At 32.2% G+C, this 5,749-nt stretch carries 2 protein-coding genes; both read right to left on the bottom strand.

Annotation, left to right across the window (positions count from 1 at the left end):
• A partial coding sequence (locus HMPREF3267_RS11545) for a YSIRK-type signal peptide-containing protein (RefSeq protein WP_141762869.1) occupies window positions 1-4,003 on the bottom strand: 4,003 nt, incomplete at its 3' end.
• 266 nt (window positions 4,004-4,269) lie between these two features.
• Window positions 4,270-5,586, bottom strand: a complete 1,317-nt coding sequence (locus HMPREF3267_RS11540) for an ISL3 family transposase (protein ID WP_062078468.1) — start codon at window positions 5,584-5,586, stop codon at window positions 4,270-4,272.
• Window positions 5,587-5,749 lie beyond the last annotated feature (163 nt).

Genomic DNA, 5,749 nt, shown 5'->3' with positions numbered 1-5,749 from the left:
TGCCCTCTTCCGTTTCCTGCACTTCATTACCTTCACTATCCACGTAACGTGTTACTTCTAACGCAACTGGCGTTTCTTGCGGCGCGTCGTTCGGTATCTGTTCATAAGTTGTAATCGGTTCGTATACATAGTGAACTTCTATTGTCTGCTTACCTACAACTGTTCCAGATTGATTTTCTGGTGTCGAAATTAAATGATAACTTATTGTCTTTTTAACTTTACCGTCATCAGTTGTTTCAAAGGTTACGCGATCTGGAATTGTTGCTGGTGTAGCTGTATATTCTGTTCCTTCAATTTGACTATTTACAACTGTTACTAGCGGACTTAACACTTCTCCATCCGTTGTTTTATAGTCGGCTATCACACTACCTTCAAATACTTCTACGTATATTAAATTAACAATTTTAGTTTGACCTTTAGCATAATGACCCGTTGTAGGATCAAGTTGATTATCAACCCTAACAAATTTATAGTGTCGATTTAGTCTATCAATCATTTGAGGCACACTAACATTATACTCCGTATTCTTTTTACCTTTTGATGTCAGTGAATTTTGAATTGTATTCCCTGATTCATTAGTATACTTAACCACTAAGTCTCCACGGTTATCTTCTGTTTCAAGCTCAACTTTATTCCCTGAAAGCCATGTATTATCCAAACCTTTAGTAAAGATTTGAGAATGCGCTTTTGTTAAAATAGGTGCATCCTCTGGCACAGTAACACGCATATTTGTTTGGAAACTTTGTCCATTTGTTAAAACAAGGGGTTCATCAAAAACATATTTAACTGCCGTAACTTTTGTTAAATCTGTTGGATTAGAATTGTACACACCATTACGTACATCCGTGTCTGTTGTATAAACAACATGATATTTTTCAGTGTCAGGAATTAACGCCGTTAAATTCGTTTTAATATTGTCTTTCGGAATGGTCACAATGATTTCTTTAATAATTCCTTCACTGTTAGTAAAGTTGGCCGTATTTGTTTGTAAATTCACACTTTCTCCTAAGTTAACATCAACCTGAGATTTATCAAAACTGTTCGACGCATCTTTACCAATAGTTAATGTAGAAGCATATTCCTTAGCTAATGCAATTTTAAATGGCACATCAATAACTGAGACAAACTTTTTATTACCACTTAAATCTTCTGTAATTACATCAGATAATTCAAGATTATTATGACTTAAAGATTGTTCTTCAGTAGGACGCACAATTTCCGAATTTTCATCCCATATCGTAGCATATCTAATTGAATAAGTTCCCGTTGGTAACGTACCTCTATTATAAATATCAAAAGTGATTTCTGGCGTATTCTGAGTGATTGAACTTCGTTCTGTAATGGAATTCTTTACCGACTGATTCCACTTATATCCTTCAGGTGCTTCATAAATATATAACGTTCTACCGCTATTTTTATAATTTTTTATCACTTTAATTGGATTTAAGACAGGGCGGTTTTTTAGAACATTCGATGGCGTAGTTTCATATAATGAAGGATTCCAAACTGTTGATGTACGTATTAATTCATTATTCGTCCATACACGCACATTACCTATTGCCGTGTCATCAGGCGCACTTAATGATAAATAGACATGATTAATATGATCTAATTTATCAACGCTAATATCAGAACTATTATCTAATGGATCCGTACTTAAATATTTCATATAATCTTTAGTGTCTGCTTTGACAATGACATTAGCTTTTTCATTATAGTTTAATACATTTCCTAAACCTGAATTTGTATTTCTTACATCAACATCTGTTAAAGTGTGTTTAAATGCATCCTTAGTATGAATATACGAATATGCTGGTTGTAACTCATTACCTGTCAATGCCCTTGTTGGAACGGAACTAGCAGCTTGTAACGTATTTTCTGCTACTTGATTAATAATAATTCCATTTTGCATTTGGGTCACATCATCATCTTTTGCAGCTGTTTCCCAACGCTGATCATCTACTGCATATGTGATATCTGCCTCCCAACCATAAATGTCCTTTTCTGCTTCACTATCTGGTGAAACCGTATCTCTAATAATTGGTGTTTGGAGTATTAAATGATTATATTTTTTATCTCCCAATCCATAGGTATTATTTGTATTGTTGATTGACGTCCATTCGTTTAATTTTGTAGTAGATCCATCAGCATTTACACCGTATAGAATAAATGGTGCTTTTAATACTATTCCTTTATCTGCATTTTTATCACTTGAACCGTTATTATAATTTATTCTAGGTAATGAAAGCTTAAAGGTAGTAAAGTAATCGCCTTCTTGCCCTGATGGTAATTGTATTGAATGCATGTAAGTAGGTGCATATTTATTCGATTGGTCTCTATCATATATATATTTTTGCACACGGAATACTTCATTTTTGTGATCTGCTTTTGAAAACAAATGTGAAGGCTCTTGCAGTCGGAAATTCATAAAATAAACATTACTTGTTGCTGTACCAGCCTCATTAATCATTTTAAACTTAATTCCCTCTGGATCAGGTACATTTTGAATATAATCTTGTCCATTTGGAAGTCGGCCTATCGTTTGCCAATCTAAGTTTACTTTAATAAAGCCGTCAGTTTTAAATTTTGCTAATAATTCTGGTGTTAATGCAGATTTTTTCAATTTTAATACTGGTGTATAACCATTATAAGGTAAAATATCACCCTCATTAAGATGGAGATGAATGCCTGATTCATCTTGTGTCCAAAATCTATTGCCTTTAGCATCTGGATCAAGTTCTAACCAACTTGGAATATTTAAAATATTATATTTAAAATCAGTATAACGTGAATAATAATGTGGTGATACTGCATCATCACGATTTTCTAAAAACCAATTATCTCTTGGCAGTGGCACCTGATAGCGATAGTTATCCGTTTTCTCAGAAATTGTCCCATCTTCTTTGATAACTCCAATCGTAGGTGATTGTGCAGCCGCTGATTTTCGTGTAATTCTCCAAATAGACGTCGGTTTTTCTTGCCCTCGGTCTATGTATAAACCACCTTTTATATGATCAAATGTTGCATTAACTTGTTTAGTATCAACAAGCGTATCTCCCTGATACATTTTCATTGTTGAAGTAACAACATCACCTTCACCTGGTCCCGTCCAAATCATCCCGCCAATAACTTGACTGATATTGATTTGACCTGCTGATGTACCAGAAAGTGGTCTTAAATCAAATTGATAGCGCCATGTCTCATTATCAGATAAATTTGTCTTGTTAGTCACAAATTCCGATTTTGAAAATGTTGGTTCTGAAATTATAAATTTTTTAGGTGCTTCGTAAACCAGCTTGCCATTATCAATTGTGCCATGCCCTGATGCTGAATAAGAAAATGACGTACTTGTTACACGTCTGTTAGACACGATATCTGATGTTAAATTATAGCGTCTTTCATTACTATTTGTGCCGCTAAATACGAATTCCCCTACTAATTGCTTGTCATCAGTACCCACGTCACGTTTAACGCGTTTTTTCGGTCTTTCTGAAGTAGATTGTGATGATAGTTGATTTCTATCAACTTGATTTAAAGCAGTAGATGTCTTAGTAGCATCACTCGAAGTTACAACTTCAGATTGTGCTGATGTATTATTTTTATCTATAGCACTAGGCGTTTTTTTAGTAGTTTCTTCTTTTGAAGCAACATTATCTTGTTGCTGTACATTTTCATGTGCTGTCTTTGTATCCTTTAACACATCAGATGTTCCTACGTCTGTTACTTTATTTTTATTAACATTATTTGACTTTTCTTTGTCTTGAGCAAGATTTAATGATTTATCCTGTTGTTCTTGCGAAATACCATCGCTATATTCTTTATTAACAACTTTTTGTGTATTATCATCACTTTTTATCTCTGCAGCATGTGCTTCAGAATTAGCTCCAAAAATGACAGATGCTCCTATTAAAATTGATGTAATTCCTACTGAAAATTTTCTTATGGAGTATTTATTTTGAACATTCGAGAAATAATCCTTTTGTTTGCTTTTCTTCCTTTTCAATGGGTTCTCTCTCCTTAATTGAAATTATTAAGAGACCCCTTATATCTATCTCGGACTCATACACTATAATAATAATACGTTGCAAAACATTTTACAATATTAATGCTTTAAAAAAATAATTGTATGTGATTGTTTTATAATTCATAGCTAAAAAATTCTTAAGCGTATCAGCTTCAATCGATTTCTCTTCGCAAAGCCGTTATTTGTCGACTTGTTTTTCAATTTGTTTCTACGTCAAATAGGACTGGTAGATTTAAAGGTAGATATTAAGCAATTTCAAGTTGCTTAATATCTTTTTTATGTATTGGAGCGAATAATCTTGAACTAATAATAATTCTATTTCGTAAATTATCATAATTTCTATAACCAAATGAAACTCTTTTTATTAGCTTAATTTTATTATTGATTCCTTCAATTGGACCGTTGGTCAAATTAGAATAATTGATAGTATTTTCAATGAGAGGTGCTAATTTTCTTAATGTCCTAATTACAGGACGAAGTTTCATACTAATTTCAGAAAGATTAATTGAAAATAAAACGTCAATCAGCTTTTCAACCCGGTTTTCTTTTAATAGTCTCCTCAATTCATGAACATAGAGATATGTATTAAATAATTGAGAATCAAAAGTTAATAAATAGTCTATAATTCCTTTCTCAGTTTTCCATTCTTTAAATAAACGCACTTTTTTATAATTAAATATTTCGAGTGATTCGCGAAGTTTTAGGAACAATTTCCAAAAGGCTTTGTATTTATTATAAAGAGGTCTATGAGTGTTTCTAAACTGATTCATAATACTTACTCTCGACATATTAAGTGCTCTGTTTAAGGATTGAACAATATGAAAACGATCTAAGATTATCTTAGCTTTTGGAAATAATTCCTTTATCAAAGACATATAAGGTGTATACATATCAATAGTTACAGTTTTCACACTTTGTCTTAACTTCAATGAGTACCGATAGAAGTGTTTTTTTAATGAATTTAGTTTGCGATCAGCAACGGCATCTACGATGCGGTGTGAAATAGCATCTGCATAGATGAAACTCATTTTTCCAGTTACATATTTAACACTCTTGAACTCATCCATCATTAAGTGTTCGGGTAGTGCATTAAATGAAGAATGGTAAACTTGACTAGCCCCTTTATTAATAATTCGAGTGACAGTCATTGAAGATACTAAACAGGATTTGGCGATAGATTTTTGTGAACGATAATCTTGTGCTTTATCCAAAACTGCAAGTTTTGTAGTATTAGAAATAAAACAGTAATTGTCCACAATCTCTGACTTAGCAGTAAAGTAACTATCACAGTTTTTACAATAAAAACGTTGTTTTTTTAACTTTAAATAAGCGGGTCTTTCCATAATTCTAAGGAGAGTAATCGTTGAAAATTTTTTACCGTTTTTAATAATAGAATAATTTTCATTTTTAGCTAAGCAATTGTCGCAATGAGAAGACTTGTACGTCAGAGTTGTGTAAAAGAATAAGCTCTTATGACCTTTATATTTATCTTCTGTAATAGTTTCAGAAATAATAATATTTTTATCTTTAATTCTTAGCATGGTTAATGTAGACTTATACATAGGCGCATTACCTTTCTTTTTATTTTGTTTGGTCGCTAATAATTATAGAGGTAATTGCGCTATTTTTATATTCAAAATTTAAAAATCGAACTAGTGATTTAAATCACCAGTTCGATTTATTATAGAACCTTCAATTTTTGGCATAAAAAAAGAGACCTCTCGG

This window comes from Staphylococcus sp. HMSC62D11, assembly GCF_001839145.1.
Lineage (GTDB): Bacteria > Bacillota > Bacilli > Staphylococcales > Staphylococcaceae > Staphylococcus > Staphylococcus lugdunensis.
This window is presented reverse-complemented; position numbering and strand designations above follow the sequence as displayed.

Coding starts and splice junctions, on each gene's coding strand:
- HMPREF3267_RS11540 (WP_062078468.1), bottom strand. CDS start 5,586: ATGTATAAGTCTACATTAACCATGCTAAGAATTAAAGATAAAAATATT.